Origin of the sequence: Phenylobacterium sp., assembly GCF_030681155.1 — a bacterium.
Classification (GTDB): domain Bacteria; phylum Pseudomonadota; class Alphaproteobacteria; order Caulobacterales; family Caulobacteraceae; genus Phenylobacterium.
Genome location: NZ_JAUXXE010000068.1, coordinates 131,045 through 155,525, shown reverse-complemented (window position 1 = coordinate 155,525; position 24,481 = coordinate 131,045). Strand labels below are relative to the sequence as shown.

Sequence of the window (24,481 nt, the reverse complement as noted above, 5' to 3'; positions counted from 1 at the left end):
GGGAGGCTATCGCCGCGACATCACCTCGCGCCGCAGGGCGGCCAGGGCTTCGGGGACGTCGTGGCGCAGGATCATCCTGGCGATGGGGGCCGGGACGGCGAAGGGGGCCGAGGCGCGGCTTTCATAGAGAACCTTGGTGCGGGTTCCGCCGGTCAGCGGGATCAGTCGCCACTCGCCTTCCAACACCTTCACCTCGCCGCCCGAGCGCTTGAAGCGGATGTAGCGCGGCCGATCATATTCTGATCGGAACACGCTTCGGACGGCCGGCAGCGGACCGGCTCGACTGACGTGCTCGCGCACGTCCCAACGGCCCTGCGGATCGCGCTCCAGGATGCGGCAACTCTTCAGGCGGGCGACCATCTGCGGGGCGACGGCGCAGTCGATGAGGACTTCCCAGACCTGCTCTGGCGTTGCGTCGATCTCGACCGATCCCCGGATCAGTCCCGACGCGCCGCCGGGATCTGGCGTGATCTCGACATGAATGCCGCCCGCCTCCGGCGCGGCCCAGGCGGGCGGCCCGGCCAGCATCAGGACCGCGAGAAGGATCATCACCCGCATTGAACAGCCTCATGGCGGAGCTTCCTCCGCCATGGGCTAACGCATCAAGCGCCGTGGCGGTTCTTTACCAAGTCGTCGACCACTGAAGGATCGGCCAGGGTCGAGGTGTCCCCGAGGTTGGCGAGATCGTTTTCGGCGATCTTGCGCAGGATGCGGCGCATGATCTTGCCCGAGCGGGTCTTGGGCAGGCCCGGTGCGAATTGCAGGACGTCCGGCGCCGCAAACGGGCCGATTTCGCGACGCACCCAGCCCTTGAGCTCGGCCATCAGGATGTCGGTCGGGACCACGTCGGCCTTGAGGGTCACGAAGCAGTAGACACCCTGGCCCTTGATATCGTGCGGGAAACCGACGACGGCGGCCTCCGCGACGTTCTCGTTGCTGACCAAGGCGCTTTCGATCTCGGCGGTGCCCAGGCGGTGGCCCGAGACGTTGATCACGTCGTCGACCCGGCCGGTGATCCAATAGTAGCCGTCCTCGTCCCGGCGGCAGCCGTCGCCGGTGAAGTACTTGCCGGGATAGGTCGAGAAGTAGGTGTCGAAGAACCGCTGATGGTCGCCATAGACCGTGCGCATCTGACCCGGCCAGCTATCGGTGATGCAGAGGTTGCCGGAGGCCGCGCCGGTGAGGACCGCGCCCTCGGCCTCGACCAGTTGGAACTTCACGCCGGGCAGCGGCATGGCGCAGGAGCCGGGCTTGGCGGCGTGGGCGCCGGGCAGGGGCGAGGCCAGGCACGCCCCGGTCTCGGTCTGCCAATAGGTGTCGACGATCGGGCAACGGCCCTCGCCCACCACCCGGTGATACCAGAGCCAGGCCTCGGGATTGATCGGCTCGCCGACGGTGCCGAGCAGCCGCAGCGAGGTGCGCGTGGTCTTCTTCACCGGCTCGTCGCCGTCGCGCATCAGGGCCCGGATGGCAGTTGGGGCGGTGTAGAAGATCTCGACCTTGTGCTTGTCGATCACCTCCCAGAAGCGGGAGTTGGTCGGATAGTTGGGCACGCCTTCGAACATCACGGTCGTGGCGGCGTTCGCGAGCGGGCCGTAGACGACGTAGCTGTGGCCGGTCACCCAGCCCACGTCAGCCGTGCACCAGAAGACCTCGCCGGGCCGATAGTCGAACACCAGCTCGTGGGTGTGCGCGGCCCAGGCCAAATAGCCGCCCGTGGTGTGGAGCACGCCCTTGGGCTTACCGGTCGAGCCGGAGGTGTAGAGGATGAACAGCGGATCTTCGGCGTTCATCGGCTCCGGATCGCAGCTGTCGGACACGTCCTTCTTCAGGTCGCCGAAAAAGGCGTCGCGGCCTTCGGTCATCGGGACGTCGGCGCGGGTGCGGCGGATGACGATGACGTCGGTCACGCCCGGGCAGGCGGCCAGGGCCTCATCCACGTTGCGCTTCAGCGGCACGACCTTGCCGCCGCGCAGGCCTTCGTCGGCGGTGATGACGATCTTGGAGTCGCAGTCCTGGATGCGGCCGGCGATGGAGTCAGGCGAGAAGCCGCCGAAGATGACCGAGTGCACCGCGCCGATCCGGGCGCAGGCCAGCATGGCGACCGCCGCCTGCGGGACCATCGGCAGGTAGATGGTGACGCGGTCACCCTTCTGGACGCCCTTGGCCTTCAGGATGTTGGCCATGCGGCAGACTTCCGCATGCAGCTCGCGATAGGTGACCTTGGTCCACTGCTCGTCGTCAGCTTCCCAGATGATCGCCGTCTGATCGCCGCGCGTGGCCAGGTGACGGTCCAGGCAGTTGACCGAAACGTTCAGAACGCCGTCGGCGTACCAGCGGATGCGGAAGTCGTCCTTGTTGAACGAGACGTCCTTGACCACGCTGAAGGGGGCGATCCAGTCCAGGCGTCCGGCGACCTTGGTCCAGTAGGCGTCCGGATTGGCCTCTACCTCGGCGACGGCGGCGGCATAGCCCGCGGCGTCCATATGCGTACGTTCAGCCCAGGACTTTGGAACCGGAAACACTTCGCCGTCGCTCACGCTGCGCACTCCCATTTCACGCTTTTCGGGAGTTATGCGGGTTGGGGCGGTCGGCGCAACCGTCCAGCGCCGCGAACTTGCGTTTCCCCCGCTGCGACGCCCGCGCGCCTTGTCGCAGCCGGCAGGATCGGAGATGTGTGGCGGCTTGGCTATTGGAGACCCGCCGCATGCGTCCCGTCCTTGCTTTCGCGCTCGCCGCCCTGATCACATCGCCGGCGCTCGCCGCCGACGCCGATGGGGCGAAGTGGTGGTCGCATGTCGAGACCCTGGCCGGGCCGCAGTTCGAGGGTCGCCTGACGGGCAGCCCCGGCTATGACAAGGCCGCCGCCTACGCGGCCGAGCGGTTCAAGGCCTATGGCCTGCAGCCAGCCGGCACGGACGGCTATCTGCAGCCGATGAAGTTCACGGTTCAGCGCATCTTGTCCGATCGCTCGAGCGCGGCCCTGGTGATCGATAGACAGGTTGAGCCCCTGCAGGTGGGCCCCGACATCCTGCTGGGCTCGCGGCTGCCGCAGCCCAAGGCCATCGAGGCGCCGCTGGTCTTCATCGGCTATGGTCTGCATCTGCCGGAGATCGGCTACGACGATTTCGCCGGCCAGGATCTGAAGTGCAAGATCGCGGTCTATGTGAATGGCGGCCCGTCCGACATCTCGGCGGCGCTGAAGTCTCACTCGCGCGGGTCCGAGACCTGGCGCGCGGCCCAGGCGGCCGGCGCGGTCGGTCTGATCGCCCTGCCGACTCCCAAGTCGATGGACGTGCCCTGGGAACGGCAGATCGCCAATTCTAGCCAGCCCGGCATGTACCCCGCCGATCTCGCCTTGCGCGAGGTGAAGGGCGAGCGGTTCTCGGCCAGCTTCAATCCGGCGCAGGCTGAAAAGCTGTTCGCGCGTTCGGGCCACAGCTTCGCCGAGGTGCTGGCCCTCGCCGACGCCTCCAAGCCGATCAAGGGCTTCGACCTGAAGATCGGCCTAAAGGCCCAGGTCGCCGCCGACGTCACCGAGGTCGCCTCGTCCAATGTCGTGGCGAAACTGCCGGGGACCGATCCGAAGCTGAAGGCCGAGCACGTGGTGATCACCGCCCACCTTGATCACCTCGGGCTCAACACCACGGGCAAGGGGGCGCCCTACTATGCCGGGGCCATGGACAACGCCTCGGGCGTCGCCTCGGTGCTGGAGATCGCCCGGACGCTCAGCGAGTCCAAGGCCAAGCCGAAGCGCTCGATCCTGTTTGTGCTGGTGACGGGCGAGGAAAAGGGCCTGCTGGGCTCGAAGTATTTCGCCGAGCGTCCCAGTGTCCCGGCCGCCTCGGTGGTCGGCAATCTGAACATGGACATGGCCTTGCCGCTTTGGCCGCTGAAGTCGGTGATCGTGCTGGGCGTCGATGAGAGCACGCTGGGCGACGCCGCGCGCGCCGCGGCCGTCGCTCAAGGCCTGGAGGTGGTCGCCGACCCCTATCCCGATCGCAACTCATTCATCCGTTCAGACCAGTACAGCTTCATTCGGGCCGGGGTGCCGGCCCTGGCTTTCAAGTTCGGCTTCACGGCCGGCACGCCGGAGGCCCAGATCGAAAAGACCTGGCGCGCCGAACGCTATCACGGCCTGGCCGACGACCTGACCCAGCCGGTGGAGCGCGCCGACGCGGTGAAGTTCAACGCCTATATGGCGCAGGTCGCCATGCAGGCCGCCGACGCGCCCGAGCGTCCGACCTGGAAGGCCGACAGCTTCTTCAAGCGGTTCGCGAAGTAGGAGGCGACATCGGCCAGCCGCAGCGCCATCTAGAGGCCTCCTTCGCGCGGTTGGATTATCGGCCCGGGCGAACGGTAGGATGCTCGAACCTCGGACGCACTGTGCTGGATTAGGAAATTAGATGCTGCTCCACCTCTCCACTTGGCAAGAAGTCGAAGCCTATCTGGAACGCTCCAAGACGGTGGTCGTGCCGATCGGCTCCAACGAGCAGCACGGCCCTACCGGCCTGCTGGGCACCGACTGGCTCTGCCCGGAGATCATCGCCCACGAGGCGCAGAAGACCTCCGACCTGCTAATCGCCCCGACCTTCAATATCGGCATGGCCCAGCACCACCTGGGCTTCCCCGGCACGATCTCGCTGCGCCCGACCACCTTCATCGCCGCGATCGGCGACTGGTGCCGCTCGCTGGCCGGGCATGGGTTCGAGAAGATCTATTTCCTGAACGGCCACGGCGGCAATGTCGCCACCATCGAGGCGGCGTTCTCGGAGCTCTACGCCGAGGCCAGCTTTGGCCGGACCGAGCGCGGCTTCGCCTGCAAGCTTAAGAACTGGTGGGAACTGCGCGGCGTCAACGCGCTGGCGCATCGGCAATTCCCGGTCGGACACGGCAGCCACGCGACGCCGTCGGAGATCGCCGTCACCCAGTGGGCCTATCCGGACGCCATCAAGACCGCCAACTACGCGCCGCAGATCGCGCCGACCGGGCCGATCCGCGAGGCGGTCGACTTCCGCGCGCGCTATCCCGACGGCCGCATGGGGTCCGATCCGGCCCTGGCGACGCCCGAGAAAGGCGGCGAGTTGGTGGCGCTGGCCGCCGAGGGCCTGATCGCCGACGTGGCCGATTTCTCGGCCGAGGCGTTCCCCGCGCGGAGCTAGAATCTAGGCGGTGATGATCTGGCCGTCCACGACGGTGATCGGCCAGGGCGTCAGGCGCTCATCAGCGCAGGGTCCGGCGATGCACACCCCGTCCAGTGGCCGAAACAGCGCCGCGTGGCCACCGCAGAGGATCAGGTCGCCCTCGCGGGTCAGGTAGCGGTCGTCCCAGGCCGCCAGCGGCCAGCCGGCATGGGGGCAGGAATCCACATACCCGCGGATCTCCTCGCCCATCCGCACGACGAAGCCGGCGAACATCTTGCTGTCTGCGCGGAACCGGAAGCCCTTCGATCCAGGATCGGTCAGGTCGGCGACCGCGCAGAGTGCGACGCCGGCGGGCGGCCTCGCCGGATTGTCTGAGGCCTCGCGCGTCAACCCAGCTTCCCGAGCGTGGGGCGGAAGGCGCTGATGTGGACCCGCTCGAACAGGCCGGCCTGGTTGTAGGGGTCGCTGGCCGCGAAGGCCTGGGCCTCGGCGAAGGTTTCCATCTCCACCATGATGATTGATCCGGCCATGTCGCCGCCCTCGTTCAACATCGGGCCGCCTAGCCGCAGTTGCTCTCGGAAGCCGCCGACATAGGCCAGGTGGGCCTCGCGGGTGGCCATGCGCAGCTCCAGGGAGTTCGGCTTGTCGACGCAGTGGATGGCAAAGAGGGTCAAGGCGGCGGTCCTTATCGTTCGGTGGTGATGGGGCGGGCGAGCAGGGCGGCGATAGCCTCGTCAACCTGCATCTCGCCGGCCAGGATGGCGGCGACGGCGGCGCAGATTGGCGTCTCGACGCCGAGCTTGCCGGCCAGCGCCAGAACGGCGGGCGCCGAGGCGACGCCTTCTGCGACCGAGACCTTGCCGGCCAGCGCCTGTTCCAGGGTCTGTCCGCCGCCCATCGCCAGGCCGACGCTCATGTTACGTGATTGCGGGCTCGAGCAGGTGAGCACCAGGTCGCCGAGCCCGCAAAGACCGGCGACGGTCTCGGCCTCGCCGCCCAGCGCCACGGCCATGCGGGTCATCTCGGCGAAGCCACGGGTGATCACCGCGGCATGAGCGCTGCGACCCAGGCCCCGGCCCTCGACCACGCCGCAGGCGATGGCCAGGACGTTCTTCATCGAGCCGCCGATCTCGGCCCCGATCATGTCGGTGGCCAGATAGGGGCGGAAGGTCGGCAGGCTGAGCGCGGCGGCCAGATGGAAGCCGAGCTCTTCGTCCGGGCAAGCCAAGGTGACGGCGGTGGGTAGACCTCGGGCGACGTCGATGGCGAAGCTCGGCCCCGACAGCACGGCGGGCGAGGCCTGGGGCAGGCCCTCGTTCAGCACCTCGGTCATCAGCTTGAGCGAGCCCTGCTCGACGCCCTTGGAGCAGAGGACCATCGGCACGCCGGCGCGGGCGTGGGGCCGGAAGGCGTCAAGGCTGGAGCGCAGATGCTGGGCCGGGCTGACGTTCAGCACCAGATCGGCGGCGGCGAGGTCAGCGAGGTCGCCTGTCGCCCTGACGGGGGCGTCGAACACCACGCCGGGCAGGAAGGTCTTGTTCTCGCGCGTCTCGTTGATGGCGCTCACCACCTCGGGCTCGCGGGCATAGAGCGTTGTGGCCAGGCCCGCGCGGGCGCAAACCAGGGCCAGGGCGGTGCCCCAGGCCCCGCCGCCGATAACGCCAGCAGTCTTCATGCCTTGGCTCCTTTACGGCCGGGAACGTGGGTCGGGTTGGCCAGGGCGGCGGCCTCGTCCAGCGGCCAGCGCGGCCGGGCCGGCGCGTCGAGCCGGTCGCTCATGCCCAAGGCCAGTCGCTCTGCGCCGGCCAAGGCGATCATGGCGGCGTTGTCGGTGCAATAGGCGAGCGGCGGGGCGTCGAACGAGAAACCACGCGCAGTCGCGGTGTCTTGCAGCTTGGCGCGCACGGCCTTGTTGGCCGCGACCCCGCCGGCGACCACGAAACGCAGCGGCGCGCCTTGTTGCTCATGAGCATAGGCGACCATGGCCTTGTCTGTGCGTTCGGACAATTGGCGCGCGATGGCGACCTGGACGGCGGCCGCGAGGTTCTTGCGTTCGCTGTCGGTGGTCACTGTCGCGGCCATGCGGGCGGCGGCGGTCTTCAGGCCCGAGAACGAGAAGTCGAACCCATCGCGGCCCAGGAGGGCGCGAGGCAGGACATATCCGGTGGGATCGCCGCCCTCGGCCAGTTTCTCCAGGGCCGGGCCGCCGGGATAGGGCAGGCCCATGCTCTTGGCGATCTTGTCGAAAGCTTCGCCAGCCGCGTCGTCGATGGTCGAGCCGAGGCGGCGGCAGGCGCCCACGCCCTCGACGGCGAGGATCTGGCAGTGGCCGCCGGACACCAGCAGCAGCAGGAAGGGATAGGGGATGTCAGCGGCCAGCCGCGCGGAGACCGCGTGGCCTTCCAGGTGGTTCACCGCCACCAGCGGCAGGTTGCGCGCCAGGGCGACGGCCTTACCGAACGACAGGCCGACCATCACCCCGCCGACCAAGCCGGGCCCGGCGGTGGCCGCTACGCCCGTGAGATCGCCATAGCCGACGCCAGCGGTGGCGAGCGCCTCGGCGACAATTGAGTCGATGGTCTCGACATGGGCGCGGGCGGCGATTTCGGGCACGACGCCGCCATAGGGCGCGTGGGCCGCGATCTGCGTGCCGACGATGGAGGACAGCACCTCGACCACGCCGGAAGCATCCAGGCGCACGACCGCCGCGGCGGTCTCATCGCAGCTGGTTTCAAGGCCCAGGACGGTCAGCGGCTCGATCACTCGGTCTCCCGGTGGTTGCGACTTGCGGTCCCGTCCTATAGGCCGGGACCTCCTTTGAAACGCCGAGGTAGACCGCGCGTCGTGCCCACGCAACAGCCCGTCCGGATCGGAGCCCGCGGCTCCAAGCTTTCGCTGGCCCAGGCCGGCATCATGCAACGCCGTATCGCAGCGGCGCTCGGAGCCGATCCGAGCGACCCTGCGCAGGTGGAGGCATTCGCGCCTCTGATCGTCATCACCACGACGGGGGACCGGATTCAGGACCGCCGCCTGCTGGAGATCGGCGGCAAAGGCCTGTTCACCAAGGAGATCGAGGAGGCGCTGCTCGACGGCTCGATCGACTGCGCCATCCACTCGATGAAGGACGTGCCGGCCGTGCTGCCGGACGGACTGTGCATTTCGGCGATCCCCGAGCGGGAAGATCCGCGCGACGCCTTCCTAAGCCACAAGGTCGATCGCCTGGAGGATTTGCCGCAGGGCGCCGTGCTCGGCACCGCCTCGCTGCGTCGTCAGGCCCAGTCGTTGCATCGACGTAGCGACCTCAACGTCCAGATGCTGCGCGGCAATGTCGACACTCGCTTGGCCAAGCTCGCGGCCGGCGACGCCGACGCCATCCTGCTGGCGATGTCGGGCCTGAACCGGTTGGGTCTTGGTCATTTGCCCAAGAGCCTGATCGATCCCGTAGAATGCCCGCCGGCCCCTGGCCAGGGCGCGCTGGCGATCGAAACCCGCATCTCCGATATTGGCGCACCTTGGCTTGAGGCCGTCCGTCACGCCCCGACCGCCGTCGCGGTCGCCGCCGAGCGCGGCGCCCTGACCGCCCTGGAAGGCTCGTGCAAGACCGCCATTGGCGCGCACGCCCGGCTGGCCAACGGCGGCCTGCATCTGATCGTCGAGGCGCTGTCGGCGGACGGCGTCCACCGCTTCCGGCGTGAGGGCTCGGCCGAACTGTCGACGGCCCAGGATCCGTTGGAGGCGGCCCGCGCGCTCGGCCTTTCGCTGGGCGCAGCGGTGCGCGAAGAGGGCGGCGATCTCATCGTGGTTCCGGATTGATCCGAACGGCGGATTGATTCTGCGGGCGTCCCCCTCCAGGGTTGTGGGAACGATTGGTTTCTCCACCTGCGATGAATGGCGCTCGCCCCTTGAAGATCTGGATCACGCGCGCGCAGCCCGGAGCGGACGCCACCGCCGCGCGCGTCCACGCGCTTGGCCACGCAACCCTCGTGGCGCCGCTGCTGGCGGTGGAGATGCTGGAAAACGCCGAGGTCGATCTGCGTGATGTGGGCGCCCTGGCCTTCACCAGCGCCAACGGATTGCGAGCGTTCACCCGGCTCAACGCCGATCGCTCGCTGCGGGTCTTCGCGGTTGGAGCGGCGACCGCCTTGGCGGCGCGGCAGGCGGGCTTCAAACAGGTGCTGTCGGCTGATGGCGACGTCGAGGCCCTGGCCCGGGGGATAGCATCGCGTCGCGCCGAGATCGCCGGCGTTGTTCTGCACCCCGGCGCGGCCGAACTGGCGGGCGATCTGGCCGGCGCATTGGAGCGCGCCAGGATCGAGGTGCGCGCCCTCACGCTCTACGACACCTTGCCCACCCGGCTTGAGCCGTTTCAGATCGAGGAACTGGCGCGGGTCGACGTCGCGCTTGTCCATTCGGCCAAGGGCGCCGCGGCCTTGGCCGCAGTCCTGGCTAGCCATCCTCAACCCCATCTGAGGGTGCTCGGCCTTTCGAAGGCCGCGATGGAGCCGCTGGCGAAGGTTGGCGTCGCCGAGCAAACCTTCGCGCCCTTCCCCCTCGAAGCGGCTCTGCTGAATCTGATAGACCGGTAGGCGATGAGCGATCCGATCGAGCTTTCCGCGCCCCGCGATCCCGGCTCCTATCGCCGAGGCCGCCCGGTGGGGTGGGCCGTCTGGGCGGTGATCGTGTTCGGCCTGGCCTGTGTCGCCGGCGGTTATCTCGCCGCGCGGTTCGGACCCGAGCTTTACCCCAGCAAGCCGCGCGCCGGCGTGATGGACACACCCGCGCCAGCGCTCGCCCCCCTGACGGCTCCTTTCGCTCCTGCGACGCCCCAGGCCGGTGGTGAGCTAAGTCTTTCGGCCGAGCCCGCCACCGGCGAGATCGCCTCCCGCATGGATGCGTTGGAGGCGGGCCGCGCGCGCGTGGCCTCCGCTGCGGCCTCGGCGCTGACGGCGGCCGCCCTGGTCGAGGCCTCGCAGACGTCGCGGTCGTTCGCGGGCGAGCTTCAGGCCTTGGCGGCGAGCGCGCCGTCTCTTGATCTTCGGTCGCTGACCGCCGACGCCGAGCGTGGCGCGCCCAGCCGCATGGCCCTGGCGGCCAGCTTCCCAGACTACGCCGCTCGCGCCGCCTCCGCCGCCCGGGCTCCAGGCGACGGGGCCGGCGTTCTCGACCGGATCGGCTACGCCCTCTCGCGAGTCGTCACCCTGCGCCGGGTTGGCGATGTGCCGGGCGAGGGCCTCGACGCAGTGCTGGCCAAGGCCGAGCAGCAGGTCGAGGATGGCGACCTCACCACCGCACTGGCGACGCTCGAGGCGTTGCCGCCGGCCGGCAAGGACGCCCTCGGGCCGTGGCGCGACCGCGCCGAACGGCGCGCTCGGATCGACCGCAACATCGCCGAGGTCCGCGCCCAAGCCTTGAAGGACCTGACCGACTTGGCCCGGAGCGGCGGATGATCCGCGCTGCAATCATCGTCTTCCTGGTCGCCGCCCTCGCGACGGCGATGCTGGCGATCACCGGGGAGCCGGGCCACGCCAATGTCGTCTGGCTGGGCTGGCGGGCCGACATGACGGCCGCGGCATTCGTGCTGATCACCCTTTTCCTGGCTCTATCGGCGATGGTCGCATGGCGATTGCTGCTGTGGGCGGCCGAGGCCCCGCGCCGCGCCGCCCGGGCGCGGGCTGAGGGGCGGCGTCGCCAGGCCAACGACGTACTGACCCGCGGTTTCGTCGCTGCGGCCGCCGGCGACGGATCGGAGGCCCGCCGCCTGGCCCAGAAGGCGGCCGAACTTGCCGACGAGGCGCCTGGTCTGGTCCGGGTGCTGGCCGCCCAGGCCGCAGAGGCGGCGGGTGACGCAGCCGCCGCCCAAGCCGCCTATGGCGCAATGCTGGGCCTGCCCGACATGCGCCTGGCCGGCCATAAAGGACTGATGCAACTGGCGCTGGCCCAGGGTGATCGCGCGGGCGCCATCAGTCACGCCGAGCAGGCCTATGGCCTGGCCCGCACAGGCCGTTGGGCTTGGCGCGTATTGTTGGAAGCCAAGCTCGAGGACGGCGACTGGAGCGGCGCGCGTGAGCTGGCCAAGGGCGCCCTCGATCGCAAGATCGTTTCGCCGATCGTCGCTGAGCGCGCCCGCGCCGCCTTGCTCGCGGCCTCCGCGGGTCAGCTTGAGGCCTCGGCCGATCCCAACAGCCAGGCCCAGGCCCTCGAATTCGCGGTCGAGGCCGCCAAGCTGCAGCCGGGCTTCGCGCCTGGCGTGGTGATGGCCGCGCGTCTGTTGGGGGCTTCCGGCAAGCCGGCGCGCGCGGCGCAGGTTCTCGAAGGGGCCTGGAAGGTCGCGCCCCATCCGGCCTTGTGGCTCGCCTATCGCGATCTGCGGACCAGTGAGACGCCGCGCCAGCGCGCCGATCGCTTGCGCCAACTGGCCGAACTGAACCCCGGGGCTCGGGAGAGCCGCATCCTGCTGGTCGAGCAGGCCTTGATCGCCGGAGATACGTCGCGGGCGCAGGCCGCCGCCAGGGCGCTGGAGCCTGAAACCGTCACCGCCCGGATCGCCGGGCTGATGGCGCGGGTCGCATTCGCGGCCGGGCAGCCGGATGAGGCGCGGGTCTGGATGGCGCGCGGCGTAAAAGCGGAAAGGGAAGCCGACTGGTCCGATCTAGACCCCGAAGGCCGCGCCTTTGCCTACGAGGCGGCCGATTGGGCGCGTTTGGTGATGAGTTTCGCTGAAACGGGCGAACTGATTCATCCGCGCCATGAACGCCGCGAAAGGACGATGAGAGAACTGCCCGCCTTGCCGATTTCTTATGTAGATTCAGTAGCTTTCTTGGAAGCGCATGAGGTTGATGCGGCGCCTTACCCCGTTGAGGAAGGGGTCTATGAGGAGGATGAAACTCTAGTCCCGCCGGTCCCTCAGCCTGGTCAGCGGCGACCTCAAGCAAGGCGGCGCTTGGCGAGCGGGCCGAGAGTCGCTAAGTAAACCCTCCTTCGCGGGGCAAATCGCTCCACGAACGTGTACCAGGCCGCTTTAGCTCAGCTGGTAGAGCACCTCATTCGTAATGAGGGGGTCACAGGTTCGAGTCCTGTAAGCGGCACCATTTTCCACGAACGGATCGGCGGCGCGGCGAATAAAGCCGACCCGGCCGTGTGGAAGACATCAGGAAATTTAGAGACACGTGGCCAAGCGCTCAGGCGCTTCAGGCCTGCAGGCGATGTGGGCGCGGCAGGGAAGCCTGCCGCGCCCTGTCGTCCTAGGTCGGCGCGGCGCCGGCCGGAGCCGTCGCGGCCGGGGCGGCCGGAGTAGCTGGCGCGGGAGCGGTGGCGGCGGGCGCGGCAGGCGCCGGCGCAGCCTTGGCGGCCGGAGCGGCCGGCTTGGCGGCGGCCTTAACGGGCTTGTACTTGTCGTTGTAGGTGATCTCGCCCTCGCCGGCCTTGCGGATGGCTTCGAGCTGCTTGGCCAGGGCTTCCTGGGTGCGGAGCGACTTCAACCCCGCCATGGCGTAGTTGATGGCGCGGTCGCCGGTGAACGGCATGACCCGGTTGTCGCGGATCTGGTTCACAAACACCGCGTTGCCACGCGGAAAGATGAAGATCTCGTTCGGCGGCAGATTAGCCAAGGTCTTGGTGAGGTCTTCCGGAGCGTTCAGGGTGTCGAGCACCGTGGTGGTCCGCTGGAAGTCGAGGTTTTCACGAACCAGGACCGCCTCGATCTGCTCAAGGGTGGTCAGTGGCTCGAACTCTTTCATGAGCTCAGGCTTGAAGGACCCGACCACGATCTGGTCCACGACCATCACGCGGCGGTCTGCAAACATGTTGGGATGTTCGGCGACGAACTTTTCGCCTTCGGCGCGGGTCGGCGCGACGACGGTCGAGGCGATCTTGCGCTGCATGGCGCCGACCAGCATGGCTTCCTTCGCCTGCAGTTCCTGCTGGGCGAAGATCGGCGTCTTGTCGAGTTTCTGATCCTTCGACGCCTGGGCGACCAGCTTACGCGTGATGATCGATTCCAGGGCGGCCTGTTCGGCGGCCTTGCGCTCGGCCGGATTGGCTGGAGCCGCGCCTGCGAGTTCGCGATTGAGTTCGGTGACGGTGATCTCTTCACCATTCACCGTGGCGACCACCTGCCCCTTGGGGGCCTTGTCGCCGCCGATCATGCCGCAGCCGCTCAAGGCGATGCAGGCCAGCAGCGCCGCGCCATGAGTCCATTTCAGTTTCATCGGTTTCTCCCCCGAATGTCCTTGCGACGGGCGCCTTCCAGGCCGAGCGCCGCGCCAGCAACGGCGAGCGCGTCAGCAACCAGGAAAGTCCGTTACTCTCTTTAACCTCGAAACTTCTTAAGCGCTCACGAAGATCGATCCGCGACGAGGAGCGCCCGTCGCGCGACTGGACAATCTCGCGAGATTGAATTCGTTTCCCTTTGGTGTTGCAAGTCAATCCCGGACAAGGGAGAACCGGCTTTACCCCGGCCGCGCCGTGACGTGTCCACACGTCGGAGTCACAAGTCCTAGATCATGAGCGACGAACCTAAGCGACGTCCTATCCTGTCGCTGAAGAACCCACCGAAAGTTGTTCTGCCGGAGGGGCCGAAGAAGAAGCCTGCGCGCGCGCCTGCGCCGCCTGCCCCCGCGCCGGTCCAGCATGACTGGAAGTGCAAGCCCTGCGGCGCCGGGTTCTCGATTGAGGCCAGCCTCGCCGACGACGTCGTGATCCGCTGCCCGTCTTGCAACGCCAAGCTCGGCACGGTGGCGGATTTCCGCGCCGATCCACCCCCCACCAAGTTGCGCGCGCGACCAACCAGGCGCGCCTAGGCGCCGACGATCTCGCTCAGCGCCGGACCGATTTCGTCATGCAGGACGATGTCGGCATGCGGGTCCTGATCCGTCGCTTCGCGGTTGACGATGGCCAGCATCGCTCCGTTCTGCTTGGCCATTAGCGGGAAGCCGGCGGCCGGATAGACCACCAAAGAAGATCCGAGGACCAGGAAGAGGTCGCAATCGAGTGTCGCGGCTTCGGCCCGCTCCATCGGTTCTTCCGGCATGCTCTGCCCGAAGGAAATGGTCGCCGATTTCACCAAGCCGCCGCAGGCGCGGCAGACCGGGATTTGGGCGTGCTCAAGGAAGCTCTCCCGGAACTCCTCGAACTCGTGTCGAAGGCCGCAGGCGAGACAGCGCGCATAGTGGGCGTTGCCGTGCAGTTCGATGATCTGACTGTCCGGAATGCCCGACTGTTGATGCAGATTATCGACGTTCTGGGTGATCACCGCGCTGGCCCTACCTTCGGCGATCAGGCGCGCGACGGCGGTATGACCGTCGTTCGGCGCGGCCCCAGTCCACCGGGCGGCCCCAGAAAACACGCGTGACCAGGCCTCCCGGCGCCGCTCTTCGTCGCTGACGAATTCCTGGAAGTAGATCGGCTTCATCCGGCTCCACACGCCGCCGGGACTGCGGAAGTCCGGCACGCCGGATTCCGTGGAAATACCAGCCCCGGTGAAGATCACGATGTTCCGCGCTGCGTCGATGGCGTTGGCCAATTGTCGGCGGCTCATACGGCGCCACTCCCTTCGTTGCGGTCATCCAGATAGGGCGTCGCGCGATTGATCGCCAGTCATCCCCGCGGCGGTCATTCTCCAGGATTCAAGTATGGCTGCCCTTAAGGTGCAGGTATTACCGACGTTTAAGGTCGATATGGAGGTATATCGAAAGCCAATTATGTTTGTTTTGCGACGTCACGAGGAGGACCTCTTGTGTGCGACAATTTGTCGGGCGCCGATTAAATGCGATTAACGATCCAGAAGCCCGGCGCGAGTGATGAACAGTTGTTATTACTCTCGGGGCGTCGTTCATGAACTTCAACAATATGCGTATTTCCACCAAGTTGAGCGCGGCGTTCGCCGTGATCCTCGGGGTCTTCACGCTTTCAGCCGTGATGGTGTTCGTTAGCCTGAACACCATCGACGCGGCGGCGGACCAGAACAGCATCAGCAACCTGAACATCCAGGATGTCACCGCTGTTCTCGCGCATTCGGTTGAACAACAGAACGGCGCTCGCGGCTTCGCGGCGACCCAGAACAACGACTTCCTGAAGAGCTATGGGGAAGACGGGGTCTCGGCTGACAAGAGCCTCGAAGCCTTCTCGAGCCGCACGACGCGCCCCGAGCAGCGCGAGCGCGCGGCGCGGCTGAAGGCGGCGTTGATCGAATGGCGGGCCAAGAACGATCAGATCGTCGCCCTTTCTCGCGATCCCGCCACGCTGGAGCAGGCGCGAGCCATGATCGACGACGTGCGCCTCAGCGATGTTCGCAACGTTCAGGGCGAGATCCTCACCGCTCAGCGGGCGCTGGTCGCTGAGCGTTCGGCCGCCCAGCAGAAGGCCATTGGCGAGGCGAAGTTGACCTTGATCATCGGCAGCCTGATCGCCGTCGTCGCCGCCGCCGCCATGGCCTGGGTTCTGTCCAAGGCCATCGCCGCCCCGGTCGGCGCCATGTCCCGTGTGATGGGGCGCCTGGCTTCCGGCGACAACACGGTCAATGTCCCGGCCATTGGCCGCAAGGACGAGATCGGCGAGATGGCGCAAGCCGTGCTGGCCTTCAAGGATGCGGCGATCGAAAAGCTGCGTCTGGAAGCCGACGCGACTGAGCACCGCGCTGCGGTGGAAGCCGAGCGTCAAGTCCGCGAGCAGGAGAAGGCGCGTGACGCCGAACAGGACGCCATCGCCATCGGCTCGCTGGCCGAGGGGCTGGGCAAGCTGGCTCGTGGCGACCTGACATTCCGCATCACCGCCGCCTTCGCGCCGAAGGCCGAGCAACTGAAGACCGACTTCAACGCCGCCGTCTCGACCCTGCAGAGCACGATGTCGGTGATCACCGGCAATACGACCAACATGCGCTCCGGCGCTGGCGAGATCAGCCAGGCGGCCGACGACCTGTCCCGCCGCACCGAGAAGCAGGCCGCCAGCCTGGAAGAAACCGCCGCGGCGCTCGACCAGATCACCGCCACGGTCCGCAAGACCGCCGAGGGCGCCAACCACGCCCGCACCGTCGTGGAAACCGCGCGATCGGACGCCGAGCAGAGCGCGGTGATCGTCAGCCGGGCCACCGCCGCCATGGGCGAGATCGAGGGCTCGTCCAAGCAGATCGGCCAGATCATCGGGGTGATCGACGAGATCGCCTTCCAGACCAACCTCCTGGCGCTGAACGCCGGGGTCGAAGCCGCCCGCGCGGGCGAAGCCGGTCGTGGTTTCGCGGTCGTCGCCTCCGAGGTTCGGGCCTTGGCCCAGCGCTCTGCGGAAGCGGCCAAGGAAATCAAGTCGCTGATCACCGCCTCGTCGGCTCAGGTCGGCCAGGGCGTCGAGCTCGTGGCGCAGACCGGCAAGGCGCTGCAGCGGATCGCGACCCAGGTGGCGGAGATCAATGGCGCGGTTTCGGAGATCGCCGCCAGCGCCCAGGAACAGGCCGTCGGCCTGCATCAGGTCAACACGGCTGTTAATCAGATGGATCAGGTTACGCAGCAAAATGCGGCCATGGTCGAAGAGTCCACCGCCGCCAGTCACGCGCTCGCCAGCGAAGCGGTGGAGCTTGCCCGTCTGATGGGCCAATTCACGATCGGCCAGGACAACGACCGCTCGACCGTTCGCAAGACCGCCGCGCCGCCTCGCGCGCCTCGGCCCTCGCCGACACGGGGTTACAGCTCTGGCGCCGCGACCGCGGCGAAATATGAGCCTGTCGGAGAAACCGACTCTTGGGAGGAGTTCTGATGGAAATTTCCACTTCACGTATCCCGTCACCGGGCGCCGAGCTGATCTCGGTCCGCATCGGTGATCAGGCCTACGCGATCGATATCATGGCGGTTCGTGAGATCCGGGGCTGGACGGCGGCGACGCCGTTGCCCCATGCGCCGCCGCATGTGCTCGGGATGATGAATCTGCGCGGGGCGATCCTGCCGGTCATCGACCTGGGCGCCCGGCTTGGCCTTGGCCCCGCGTCGCCTAGCGCGTCGTCCGTGGTGGTCGTGGCCCAGATCGGCGAGGCCCAGATGGGCCTGGTCGTCGATGCGGTCTCCGACATTCTGACAGTCACCGAGGGGCTGATCCAGCCGCCGCCGGAAGTGGGCAGCCAGGAGTCTGCGGCCTATGTCGCCGGGGTGATGACTACGGACACCGGGATCGTGTCCCTGCTTTCCCTGGATCACATCCTGCCCGCCGATATCCAGGCGGCCGCCGCCTAGGGCGCGCCAGCCCTTCTGCGAGTATCGAGTCAGTCGTCAAGGAACCACGAGTATGTTGGCCCGTCTGTCTATCGCCTGGAAGCTGATGATCGCCGCAGGATGCGCGATCGGGGCGTTGCTCTTGCTGGCGGCGGCGCTGGTCGCCACCAACGCCAGCGGGATGGTTAGGAACCTCTCCAACGACAATGCCGAGGCCTTGGCCGGCAAAGCGGCCGCCCAGGTGGCCACCGACCTGGGTCAGATCCAGGGCATTGGCTCGGCCATGGCCTTGACGGTGGGCGCCGCCCATGAGGCGGGCGTCCGCGATCGTGTCGTGCTGGCGCAACTGCTCAAGCCCACCGCCTCGGCCTCGCCGATGATCCTCGGCGCCTGGTTCATGGCGATTCCGGACGCGCTGGACGGTCAGGACGCGGCTCACCTGGGCGACACCGCCGGCGGCTCCAACAAGCTCGGCCAATTCACACCGTACTGGGTGAACAATGGCGGCAAGGTCACCCTGGAGCCGTTGGACACCGGCACCGACTATGAGCAGCCCTTCTATCAAACCAGCTTCAAGAGCGGCAAAGCCGCCATCGTCGAGCCCTATCCCTATGAGGTCAGCGGCAAGACCGTCTCAATGACCTCGGTGACCTTCCCGGTCATGTCGGGCGGCAAGATGATCGGCGTCGCGGGCCTCGATCTGGCGCTGGACGACGTGTCGAGCCGACTGGGCGCCCTGAAGCCCTTCGGCGATGGCCGAGTGATGCTGGTCTCGCCGGCCGCGAACTGGGTCTCCCACCCTGACGCGGCGCTCCGGATGAAGCCCTATGCCGACGCCGGCGCGAGTGAGGTGAAGAGCGCGCTTTCCAGCGGCCAGTCGGTTCTGCTGAGCGGCGTCGAACAGTCGATCGGCAAGGTGGAACGTCTGGTGACGCCCGCCCCACTGCCCGGCCTCAATTCCACCTGGGCGGTGATCATGGATGTGCCGACCAAGCACATCACCGGTCCGGCCCGCCAACTGGCCATCGGCCTGGCGGTCGGGGGTCTGGTGATCCTGGCCCTGGTTTTGGGCGCGCTGTTCATCGCCGTGGGCAAGCTGGTGCGCCAGCCCCTGGCTCAGATCACCACAGCGGTCGGCGAACTGTCGGCCGGGCGCTACGACAAGGCGGTTGGCGGAGCTGACAAGGGTGACGAGGTGGGCGAGATCGCGCGCGCCCTGGAAGGTTTCCGTCACGGTCTGGCCGAGAACCGCGCGCTGCGCGCAGGCCAGGAAGCCGCCAACCTGGCCGCCGAGACCGAGCGTCGCCGGGCCGAGGCTGAGCGGGCCGCTGTCGCCGAAGAGCAGGCGAGGGTCGTCAGCGCCCTGGCCCAGGGGCTGGAGCGCCTGGCCCACGGCGACCTCACCGCGCGCGTCGAGGGCCAGTTCGCGCCGGAGTACGAGGCGCTGAAACACGACTTCAACATGGCCATGAGCCAACTTCAGAACACGATGGGCGTCGTCGTCGGGGCGACCGCCAATATGCGATCCGGCGCCGATGAGATCAGCAAGGCGGCCGACGATCTCTCGCGCCGTACCGAGCAACAGGCGGCCAGCCTGGAAGAGACCGCCGCGGCGCTCGACCAGATCACCGCCACTGTCCGCAAGACCGCCGAAGGCGCTACTCACGCCCAGGGCGTGGTCCAGACTGCGCGCACCAACGCCGCCGAGAGCGCCGATGTCGTGCGTCACGCCACCGACGCCATGGGCGAGATCGAGACTTCGTCGAAGGAGATCGGCCAGATCATCGGCGTGATCGACGAGATCGCCTTCCAGACCAATCTGCTGGCGCTGAACGCCGGCGTCGAGGCCGCCCGCGCTGGCGAGGCCGGCCGTGGTTTCGCTGTCGTCGCCTCCGAGGTTCGTGCTCTGGCCCAGCGTTCGGCCGATGCGGCCAAGGAGATCAAGGCCCTGATCAACACGTCCTCGACCCAGGTCGGGCGCGGGGTGGGCCTCGTCGCCGAAACCGGCAAGGCGCTGCAACTGATCGTCACCCAGGTGGCGGAGATCAACGGCATAGTCGCCGAAATCGCCGCCAGCGCCCAGGAGCAGGCCACCGGCCTGCACCAGGTCAATACGGCCGTGAACCAGATGGATCAGGTCACCCAGCAGAACGCCGCCATGGTCGAGGAATCGACCGCCGCCAGCCATGCCTTGGCGAGCGAAGCGGTGGAGCTCGCTAGGCTGATCGGGCAGTTCAAGACCGGTGCGGCCGAACCGGCGCAGCGCCCCGTCGAGCGCCAACGTCCAGCGCAGCGGCAAGCGGCGGGCGGCGCGGGTCCGCGCCTGGTCGCCGAGCGCCAGGACAGCGGATGGGAAGAGTTCTAGCCCTTATCGGAGAATCTTGTGGCCGGCGTCCTGCGCCGGCCAACTCGCGGCGGGCGCCTGCGGCTAGGCGCTAAGGGGGCGCGCGCCGAACGCCGCCTCCATGGCCGCCTCGTCCACGCCGTCAATCTCGATGATCTTCAGCCGCGCCGTCTCGCCGGAGACGATCCGCACAGCCGACCTGGGGCGCTTCAGCGTCTTGGCGATGAAGGTTGTCAGCGCCGCATTGGCCTGGCCGTCGGTGGGCGCGGCCGAGACCCTGACCTTCAGATAGGCTCGTCCTGCGGGGTCAAGCGCCCAGCCGTCGACGCCGTCGCGGCCGCCCTTGGGCGTCACCCTGACGGGCAGCCGCATGGTCCTAGGCGAATAGCCCGATCAAGCCGTTGGCCACGGCGGGCAGCAGGTAGCGCTGGATGCCGGAGATCACCAGGATCGCCAGCACCGGGCTGATATCCACCCCGCCCAGGTTCGGCATGATCTTCTGGAAGGGCGCCAGGACCGGCCGGGTTACGGCGTCGAGGAAGCGGGCGACGTTGTAGACGAACTGGTTGCGCAGATTGATCACGTCGAAGGCGACCAGCCACGACAGGATGGCGCTGGCGATCAGCGCGAAGACCAGCAATCCGAGGATTGCGTTCACGATGTAGAACACGAAGCCGATCAGCGAGATCATCAGGAATTCCGAGGCGGAGGAGAGGTCCTGTATCGTCTGGCGGCGAGCGGCTGGCAAGTCGCGAGGCGGTCTTGCAACGAGGCGGCTTGACAGGGTGGGGTCCAAGCCCCTAATTCCGCGCCTTCCTGGGGCCGTAGCTCAGTTGGTAGAGCGCCTCGTTCGCAATGAGGAGGTCAGCGGTTCGACTCCGCTCGGCTCCACCAGGAACCTTCCGCGCTTAAGCGAACGCGGATTTGTCTGGCCCGGCGGGTTGGGCTATCTTTCAGCCAATTTTACAGGCTGGAGCTTACGCCTCGTGTTCATACTATCTCTCGCCGCCACGCTGATGATGGCGGCTTCGAGCCCCTCGGCGCCTGCGGCGACCGAAACTACGCCGCCCGCCGCGGCCGCGACCCCGGCCACACCCGTCGCCAAATCCGATAAGGACCGGATGATCTGCAAGACCGAAGCCCTGGCCGGCAGTCGCGTGCCCAAGAAGGTTTGCGCCACCAAGTCCGAGTGGGACGCACGCCGGCAGGAAGACCGCGATCAGCTGGAAAAGGCCCAGAAGGCCGCGAGCGCGCCCCGCGGCTTCTGACGACGGCGAGCTTGCGCCGCCGCCGTTGAGGCCAGCTAGATTTTTGTGCCGGGGCCGTCCTCGGTAAGCACGCCGTCGAAGTGATCTTCGGCGGCCTCTACTTCCGGCTTGCTCGGATGCACGACGCCGTCGCGATGCTCGGGCGGTGCGTAGAGCGTGTAGAGCTTCAGCGACTTCTCGCCGGTGTTGATCACGTTATGGCGCGCGCCCGCTGGGACGATAATCGCGTGGTCGCCCTTGATCTTGGTGCGGACGCCGTCGATCCAGACCTCGCCCTTGCCCTTTTCCACGCGGAAGAACTGGTCGTGTCCGGCGTGGACTTCCTCGCCGATTTCTTCGCCCGCCTTCAGCGACATCAGAACCAGTTGCAGGTTCTTGCCGGTGTAGAGCACGCGGCGGAAGTCTTTGTTGCTTTCGGTCAGGTCCTCGATGTCGTCGACGAAGCCCTTCATGGCGATCCTCCATGGGTGGTGAGAGGCCGAGCCTACGCTTCTGGCCTCACTTCCCCATGACTGAAGTCAAAATCGGCGTCGCTCTCAAGCGAACGTGAGGACCCCGACTTGACCTCTGCGACGCTAATGCGCGTCGTCCCAGTTCGCGGCGGCGCGCGCCTCGACCACCAACGGCACGGAGAACGCCACTGCCGGTTCGGCGGCGCGCTCCATGACTTGCTTGGCCAGGGCGATGACGGCGTCGGCCTCGGCTTCCGGAGCCTCGAAGACCAGTTCGTCGTGCACCTGCAGCAGCATGCGCGCCGTCAGGCCGGCCTGCTGAAGCGCGCCGGGCATGCGGATCATGGCGCGTCGCATGACATCGGCCGCCGCGCCCTGGATTGGGGCGTTGATCGCCGCGCGATCGCCAAAGGCGCGCTCGGCCGCCGACTTGGACTTCACCGCCGGAATATTGACCTTGCGGCCGAAGACGGTCGTGACGAAGCCTTGGGCGCGGGCGGCTTGCTTGGTCCGGTCCATATAGGCGCGGATACCCGGGAAGCGCTCGAAGTAGGTCTTGATGTAGGCTCCGGCCTCGTCCTGCGGGATCGATAGCTGATTGGCGAGACCGAAGGCCGAGATGCCGTAGACGATGCCGAAATTGATCGCCTTGGCGCGGCGGCGGGTTTCGGAGGGCATGCCCTCGATTGGCACGCCGAACATTTCCGAGGCGGTGGCCGCGTGAATGTCGTGGCCTTCCAGGAAGGCCTTCTTGAGCTGCGGGATGTCGCCGACGTGGGCGAGGATGCGCAATTCGATCTGGCTGTAGTCGGCGCTGATCAACACATGTCCCGGCTCGGCGATGAAGGCCTTGCGGATCTTGCGGCCTTCCTCGGTCCGGATCGGAATGTTCTGCAGGTTCGGATCGTTGGACGACAGCCGCCCGGTGGTCGTCGAGGCCAGGGCATAGGAGGTGTGGATGCGGTTGGTGCGCGGCGCGATCGCGGCGACCAGATTGTCGGTATAGGTGCCCTTCAGCTTGGAGAGCTGGCGCCAGTCGAGGAGCACGCGCGGCAGTTCGTGGCCTTGGGCGGCGAGGTCTTCCAGCATGGAGGCGTCGGTGGAGGCGGCCCCGCTGGCGGTCATCCGGCCCGAGGCCAGTCCCATCTCCTGGAAAAGCAACTCGCCGACCTGTTTCGGCGAGCCGAGGTTGAAGGGCCGGCCCGCCAGCTTGTGAGCCTCGGCTTCAAGTTCGCCCATCCGGTTGGAGAAGTCGTAGGAGAGTTTGCGCAGCTGGTCCGGGTCGACCTTGATCCCGTTGTTTTCCATCATAGCCAGGACCGGGGGCATGCCCCGTTCCAACGTCTCATAGACGGTCAGCAGGCCTTCAGCGATCAGGCGCGGCCGCAGGTACTGGTAGAGCCGCAGGGTTACGTCAGCGTCCTCTGCGGCGTAGCAGGTGGCTGGCTCCAAGGGCACGTGCTTGAAGCTCTTCTGCGCCTTCCCGGCGCCCGTCACCGAGGCGAACTTGATCGGCTGATGTTCCAGCCAGCGCTTGGATAGCTCATCCATGCCATGGCTTTTGTGGAGTCCGGCTTCCAGCGCGTAGCTGATCAGCATGGTGTCGTCGATGGGACCAACCCCGATCCCATAGCGTGACAGCACGGCGATATCGTACTTCGCGTTCTGGGCCACCTTCAGGACGGAGGGGTCTTCCAGCAGCGGCTTCAGCCGGGCGATCACCTCCTCGCATGGGATCTGCTCGATCTCGGCCGGGGTCTCGAACTCCAGTCCGCCGGCGCCTTCGTTCTCGTGGCCGACCGGGATGTAGCAGGCCTCGCCCGGCGCAACCGCCAGGGAGACGCCGCAGAGCTCGGCGTTGGCCGAGGAGAGGGCGTCGGTCTCAGTGTCGAACGCCACCACGCCGACTGCCCGTGCGCGGGCGATCCAGGCGTCCAGCGTGGCCAGGTCGCGGACGCAGACATAGGCGGTGGTGTCGATGGCCGGGTGGTCGGGCGTGCTGGGCTTGGCGGGCGTCGTGGCGGCTTGCGCCGACGCGGCGGACCCGCCGGACACGCGGCGCGCCAGGGTGCGCAGTTCCATCTCTTCCAGGAACTTGCCCAGGACCTCGGGGTCCGGCGCGGCCACCACCAGATCGTCGATGGGGGCGGGCAGCGGCGTTTCGCAGTCCAGCCGCACCAGTTCGCGCGACAGGCGGATCTGGTCGGCGAACTCGATCAGGGTGTCGCGGCGCTTGGGTTGTTTGATCTCAGCGGCGCGCGCCAGCAGTGTGTCGAGGTCGCCATACTCGTTGATCAGCAGGGCGGCGGTCTTGACGCCGATCCCGGGCGCGCCCGGCACGTTGTCGACGCTGTCGCCGCAGAGCGCCTGGACATCCACCACCTTGTCCGGCGGCACCCCGAACTTCTCGATCACCTGATCATGGCCGATCTTCAGGTTCTTCATGGTGTCCAGCATGGAGACCTGCGGGCCGACCAGCTGCATCAGGTCCTTGTCGGACGACACGATGGTGACCTCGCCGCCGGCGTCGCGGACCTTGCAGGCATAGGCCGCGATCAGGTCGTCGGCCTCATAGCCCGGCAGTTCCAAACTCGGTACGCCAAAGGCCCTGGTGGCTTCCCGCACCAGCGGGAACTGGGGAACCAAGTCCTCGGGCGCGGGCGGACGGTGAGCCTTGTATTGAGCGTATAGCTCGTTGCGGAATGTCTTTTCCGAATGATCGAAGATGACCGCCAGGTGGGTCGGACCCTCCGCCTGGGCCTGCATGTCGACCAATAACTTCCACAGCATGTTGCAGAAGCCCGACACCGCGCCGATCGGCAATCCATCGGACTTCCGCGTCAGCGGCGGCAAGGCGTGATAGGCGCGGAAAATGAACCCGGAACCATCGACCAGATAGAGCCGTACCGCCGGCCCGTCCTGGGTCGGCTGGCGCGGGATGTCGTCGAGGGTGGCGGGGGCGTCGAGGGGCGCGTCGGTCATGCCGGGAAGATAGGGACCAGATGGCCTTTGGTCACCCTCCCGTTCGCGCCGTTAAGGCTACGCTTACTTCCTATGCGACAGGTTGTGTTTTGAGAACAAC

23 protein-coding genes and 2 tRNA genes are annotated in these 24,481 nt (G+C 67.3%); 13 read left to right on the top strand and 12 right to left on the bottom strand.

Annotated elements, in window-relative coordinates:
- Nucleotides 1–6: 6 nt before the first annotated feature.
- A complete protein-coding gene (locus Q8M13_RS17760) occupies nucleotides 7–558 on the bottom strand; it encodes an SRPBCC family protein (protein WP_305301447.1) in 552 nt (183 codons plus the stop codon).
- A 44-nt stretch (nucleotides 559–602) separates the two neighbouring features.
- Nucleotides 603–2,555 (bottom strand): acetate--CoA ligase, encoded by a 1,953-nt coding sequence (gene acs / locus Q8M13_RS17755; RefSeq protein ID WP_305301446.1) that lies wholly within the window; start codon nucleotides 2,553–2,555, stop codon nucleotides 603–605.
- 152 nt (nucleotides 2,556–2,707) lie between these two features.
- Here acs and Q8M13_RS17750 point away from each other — a divergent pair, with 152 nt between their 5' ends.
- Both Q8M13_RS17750 and Q8M13_RS17745 read left to right on the top strand, forming a co-directional pair.
- Entirely contained in the window at nucleotides 2,708–4,285 is a 1,578-nt protein-coding gene (locus Q8M13_RS17750) for a M28 family metallopeptidase (RefSeq protein ID WP_305301445.1), read from the top strand.
- Between the two features lie 121 nt (nucleotides 4,286–4,406).
- Nucleotides 4,407–5,162, top strand: a complete 756-nt coding sequence (locus tag Q8M13_RS17745; protein WP_305301444.1) for a creatininase family protein — start codon at nucleotides 4,407–4,409, stop codon at nucleotides 5,160–5,162.
- Nucleotides 5,163–5,165: 3 nt separating this feature from the next.
- On the opposite strand, the gene Q8M13_RS17740 is transcribed toward Q8M13_RS17745, so the two are convergent.
- The 4 genes from Q8M13_RS17740 to tsaD are packed head-to-tail and all read right to left on the bottom strand — an operon-like array spanning nucleotide 5,166 to nucleotide 7,907.
- Nucleotides 5,166–5,534 carry a Rieske 2Fe-2S domain-containing protein gene (locus Q8M13_RS17740; protein WP_305301443.1) on the bottom strand — a complete coding sequence of 123 codons (369 nt, stop codon included), beginning with the start codon at nucleotides 5,532–5,534 and terminating at the stop codon, nucleotides 5,166–5,168.
- A complete protein-coding gene (locus Q8M13_RS17735) occupies nucleotides 5,531–5,818 on the bottom strand; it encodes a YciI family protein (protein ID WP_305301442.1) in 288 nt (95 codons plus the stop codon). Before Q8M13_RS17735 ends, Q8M13_RS17740 begins: the two co-directional genes overlap by 4 nt.
- Before the next feature lie 11 nt (nucleotides 5,819–5,829).
- Nucleotides 5,830–6,819, bottom strand: coding sequence for an NAD(P)H-dependent glycerol-3-phosphate dehydrogenase (locus tag Q8M13_RS17730; RefSeq protein ID WP_305301441.1), 990 nt, complete (start codon nucleotides 6,817–6,819; stop codon nucleotides 5,830–5,832).
- On the bottom strand, nucleotides 6,816–7,907 hold the full coding sequence (gene tsaD, locus Q8M13_RS17725; RefSeq protein ID WP_305301440.1) for a tRNA (adenosine(37)-N6)-threonylcarbamoyltransferase complex transferase subunit TsaD: 1,092 nt from the start codon (nucleotides 7,905–7,907) through the stop codon (nucleotides 6,816–6,818). Before tsaD ends, Q8M13_RS17730 begins: the two co-directional genes overlap by 4 nt.
- Before the next feature lie 81 nt (nucleotides 7,908–7,988).
- Between tsaD and hemC the strand changes: the two genes are divergently transcribed.
- The 5 genes from hemC to Q8M13_RS17700 all read left to right on the top strand — a co-directional run bounded on the left by hemC (nucleotide 7,989) and on the right by Q8M13_RS17700 (nucleotide 12,232).
- Nucleotides 7,989–8,957, top strand: a complete 969-nt coding sequence (gene hemC, locus Q8M13_RS17720; protein ID WP_305301438.1) for a hydroxymethylbilane synthase — start codon at nucleotides 7,989–7,991, stop codon at nucleotides 8,955–8,957.
- 89 nt (nucleotides 8,958–9,046) lie between these two features.
- Nucleotides 9,047–9,730, top strand: a complete 684-nt coding sequence (locus Q8M13_RS17715; RefSeq protein WP_305301437.1) for a uroporphyrinogen-III synthase — start codon at nucleotides 9,047–9,049, stop codon at nucleotides 9,728–9,730.
- A 3-nt stretch (nucleotides 9,731–9,733) separates the two neighbouring features.
- Complete coding sequence (locus Q8M13_RS17710) at nucleotides 9,734–10,591, top strand: COG4223 family protein (protein ID WP_305301436.1); 858 nt, start codon at nucleotides 9,734–9,736, stop codon at nucleotides 10,589–10,591.
- A complete protein-coding gene (locus tag Q8M13_RS17705; protein WP_305301434.1) occupies nucleotides 10,588–12,114 on the top strand; it encodes a heme biosynthesis protein HemY in 1,527 nt (508 codons plus the stop codon). The genes Q8M13_RS17710 and Q8M13_RS17705 overlap by 4 nt, the downstream gene beginning before the upstream one ends.
- Before the next feature lie 42 nt (nucleotides 12,115–12,156).
- A tRNA-Thr gene (locus Q8M13_RS17700) sits at nucleotides 12,157–12,232 on the top strand.
- A 153-nt stretch (nucleotides 12,233–12,385) separates the two neighbouring features.
- Here the strand turns inward: Q8M13_RS17700 and Q8M13_RS17695 are convergent.
- Entirely contained in the window at nucleotides 12,386–13,351 is a 966-nt protein-coding gene (locus Q8M13_RS17695; protein ID WP_305301433.1) for a SurA N-terminal domain-containing protein, read from the bottom strand.
- 294 nt (nucleotides 13,352–13,645) lie between these two features.
- Between Q8M13_RS17695 and Q8M13_RS17690 the strand changes: the two genes are divergently transcribed.
- The gene (locus Q8M13_RS17690; RefSeq protein WP_305301432.1) at nucleotides 13,646–13,942 is read left to right on the top strand and encodes a hypothetical protein; all 297 of its coding nucleotides are present in this window, start codon (nucleotides 13,646–13,648) and stop codon (nucleotides 13,940–13,942) included.
- Here the strand turns inward: Q8M13_RS17690 and Q8M13_RS17685 are convergent.
- Nucleotides 13,939–14,679 carry a Sir2 family NAD-dependent protein deacetylase gene (locus tag Q8M13_RS17685; RefSeq protein ID WP_305301431.1) on the bottom strand — a complete coding sequence of 247 codons (741 nt, stop codon included), beginning with the start codon at nucleotides 14,677–14,679 and terminating at the stop codon, nucleotides 13,939–13,941. The genes Q8M13_RS17690 and Q8M13_RS17685 overlap by 4 nt on opposite strands.
- 296 nt (nucleotides 14,680–14,975) lie before the next feature.
- Here Q8M13_RS17685 and Q8M13_RS17680 point away from each other — a divergent pair, with 296 nt between their 5' ends.
- From Q8M13_RS17680 to Q8M13_RS17670, 3 genes are read left to right on the top strand one after another with little or no spacing between them, the layout of a single operon-like run.
- Nucleotides 14,976–16,886, top strand: coding sequence for a methyl-accepting chemotaxis protein (locus Q8M13_RS17680; protein WP_305301430.1), 1,911 nt, complete (start codon nucleotides 14,976–14,978; stop codon nucleotides 16,884–16,886).
- The gene (locus Q8M13_RS17675) at nucleotides 16,886–17,356 is read left to right on the top strand and encodes a chemotaxis protein CheW (protein ID WP_305301429.1); all 471 of its coding nucleotides are present in this window, start codon (nucleotides 16,886–16,888) and stop codon (nucleotides 17,354–17,356) included. Before Q8M13_RS17680 ends, Q8M13_RS17675 begins: the two co-directional genes overlap by 1 nt.
- A 52-nt stretch (nucleotides 17,357–17,408) precedes the next feature.
- The gene (locus Q8M13_RS17670) at nucleotides 17,409–19,700 is read left to right on the top strand and encodes a methyl-accepting chemotaxis protein (RefSeq protein WP_305301428.1); all 2,292 of its coding nucleotides are present in this window, start codon (nucleotides 17,409–17,411) and stop codon (nucleotides 19,698–19,700) included.
- 63 nt (nucleotides 19,701–19,763) lie between these two features.
- On the opposite strand, the gene Q8M13_RS17665 is transcribed toward Q8M13_RS17670, so the two are convergent.
- Together Q8M13_RS17665 and Q8M13_RS17660 are read right to left on the bottom strand one after the other, a co-directional pair.
- Nucleotides 19,764–20,051, bottom strand: a complete 288-nt coding sequence (locus tag Q8M13_RS17665; RefSeq protein ID WP_305301427.1) for a DUF167 domain-containing protein — start codon at nucleotides 20,049–20,051, stop codon at nucleotides 19,764–19,766.
- Nucleotides 20,052–20,055: 4 nt separating this feature from the next.
- On the bottom strand, nucleotides 20,056–20,370 hold the full coding sequence (locus Q8M13_RS17660; protein ID WP_304806434.1) for a YggT family protein: 315 nt from the start codon (nucleotides 20,368–20,370) through the stop codon (nucleotides 20,056–20,058).
- Between the two features lie 127 nt (nucleotides 20,371–20,497).
- Between Q8M13_RS17660 and Q8M13_RS17655 the strand changes: the two genes are divergently transcribed.
- Nucleotides 20,498–20,573: transfer RNA gene (locus Q8M13_RS17655), tRNA-Ala, on the top strand.
- A 92-nt stretch (nucleotides 20,574–20,665) separates the two neighbouring features.
- Nucleotides 20,666–20,947: a hypothetical protein gene (locus Q8M13_RS17650; RefSeq protein WP_305301426.1), complete on the top strand. Its 282-nt coding sequence runs from the start codon at nucleotides 20,666–20,668 to the stop codon at nucleotides 20,945–20,947.
- Between the two features lie 35 nt (nucleotides 20,948–20,982).
- On the opposite strand, the gene Q8M13_RS17645 is transcribed toward Q8M13_RS17650, so the two are convergent.
- Together Q8M13_RS17645 and polA are read right to left on the bottom strand one after the other, a co-directional pair.
- Nucleotides 20,983–21,399, bottom strand: coding sequence for a cupin domain-containing protein (locus tag Q8M13_RS17645; RefSeq protein ID WP_305301425.1), 417 nt, complete (start codon nucleotides 21,397–21,399; stop codon nucleotides 20,983–20,985).
- 123 nt (nucleotides 21,400–21,522) lie between these two features.
- Nucleotides 21,523–24,381: a DNA polymerase I gene (gene polA / locus Q8M13_RS17640; protein ID WP_305301423.1), complete on the bottom strand. Its 2,859-nt coding sequence runs from the start codon at nucleotides 24,379–24,381 to the stop codon at nucleotides 21,523–21,525.
- Between the last annotated feature and the right edge of the window lie 100 nt (nucleotides 24,382–24,481).